This window comes from Caldisericum sp., assembly GCF_049967455.1.
GTDB lineage: Bacteria > Caldisericota > Caldisericia > Caldisericales > Caldisericaceae > Caldisericum > Caldisericum exile_A.
In genome coordinates, this window is the sequence record NZ_JBMFSR010000092.1 from 1 (window position 1) to 1,105 (window position 1,105).

General features: G+C 35.8%; 2 protein-coding genes and 1 pseudogene. 1 reads left to right on the top strand and 2 read right to left on the bottom strand.

Annotated features, from left to right (window positions below; genetic code table 11):
* Nucleotides 1-536 precede the first annotated feature (536 nt).
* Nucleotides 537-677, top strand: a complete 141-nt coding sequence (locus ACP5SP_RS07945) for a transposase (protein ID WP_428076535.1) — start codon at nt 537-539, stop codon at nt 675-677.
* A gap of 91 nt (nt 678-768) precedes the next feature.
* On the opposite strand, the gene ACP5SP_RS07950 is transcribed toward ACP5SP_RS07945, so the two are convergent.
* Both ACP5SP_RS07950 and ACP5SP_RS07955 read right to left on the bottom strand, forming a co-directional pair.
* On the bottom strand, nt 769-951 hold the full coding sequence (locus ACP5SP_RS07950; RefSeq protein WP_428076537.1) for an integrase core domain-containing protein: 183 nt from the start codon (nt 949-951) through the stop codon (nt 769-771).
* A pseudogene (locus ACP5SP_RS07955) lies at nt 899-1,105 on the bottom strand (hypothetical protein); the annotation flags it as partial. The pseudogene ACP5SP_RS07955 and the gene ACP5SP_RS07950, both read right to left, overlap by 53 nt.

Here is a 1,105-nt window from a genome sequence, read left to right on the forward strand (position 1 = left end):
GTATATTAAGACGTTTCTCTTGCTCAAATGTATATTGTGCTAGATCGTTATCATCCTTTTTCACTTTACCTTTTCTAGCCATTTAACCACTCTCATTCTCAAACTATGCATTTCGGGTTTAAGAACTCATAACTATGCCAGTCCATATCTGACAAAATCAATCCCAACTTGAATAAAGCTAAGTGATGCGATATTCTCATTTTCTCAACAAAATCCCTTAATCCTATTCTGATCTTTGACATTCAGCCAGAATTGAGATATACTCAACCAACTTTAAATTCCGAATCTTTGGCCTAAAAAAGTGCTTCAAAATTGAGAGATGATCTCAGATACGATTTGGCTATTCTCTGTGGCTCACAAAGAAACATTACACGCTTATAATCTGAAAAGCAGTGCCTATGAAAGCTTTCAATTCCAATTTTATCAGTTTATCTTTTACATCTTTTTCAAAGAATTCCTTTATCTTTGTGATGCTCCCCTAAAACGATACGTTCAAAAGTAGAATCTTTTGTAAAATATTTTTCAGGAGGTGCATCATGAAAGTTTCAAAGTTCTCAGTCGAAAAGATCATCCAGATTCTTACAGAGGCTAAAGTCACTTCTGTCTCTGAAGTTTGCAGAAAGTATCAAATCTCTTCTTCTACCTATTACAAATGGGTTCAAAAGTTCTCAGGTTGATATGCCCCCAAAATTGATACAGTTAAAAGTAGAGACCATGTACTTATGAATGTATCATTGCAGGATCAACGTTGATCCTGCAAAGTCGAATTCAGTAAGACCTAAGATAGAATTTTACCGGTGTTTCGTAGTTAATCGCACTATGTGGTCTTTGATAATTATACCATTTGAACCAGTCCGTTATGGATGATTTTATCTCGTCAATAGATAAAAGGTCAAAATCAATTCCTTTGAGGCATTCGTCGCTGAATCTGGTAAATCTCGCTGAAGCCATTCTGGTAAGGCTTGCCTTTATCTATGAACTCGTGCTTGATTCTGTTGTTGGAAAGGAAGAGATTGAAGGGTTCATATCTGAATTCAGAGCCGTTGTCAGTTCTAAAAACTCTTGGCCTTGAGAAGAGCTTTATTGAGTTTTCAAAGACCTCAAG

Coding starts and splice junctions, on each gene's coding strand:
- ACP5SP_RS07950 (WP_428076537.1), bottom strand. CDS start 951: ATGGCTTCAGCGAGATTTACCAGATTCAGCGACGAATGCCTCAAAGGA.
- ACP5SP_RS07945 (WP_428076535.1), top strand. CDS start 537: ATGAAAGTTTCAAAGTTCTCAGTCGAAAAGATCATCCAGATTCTTACA.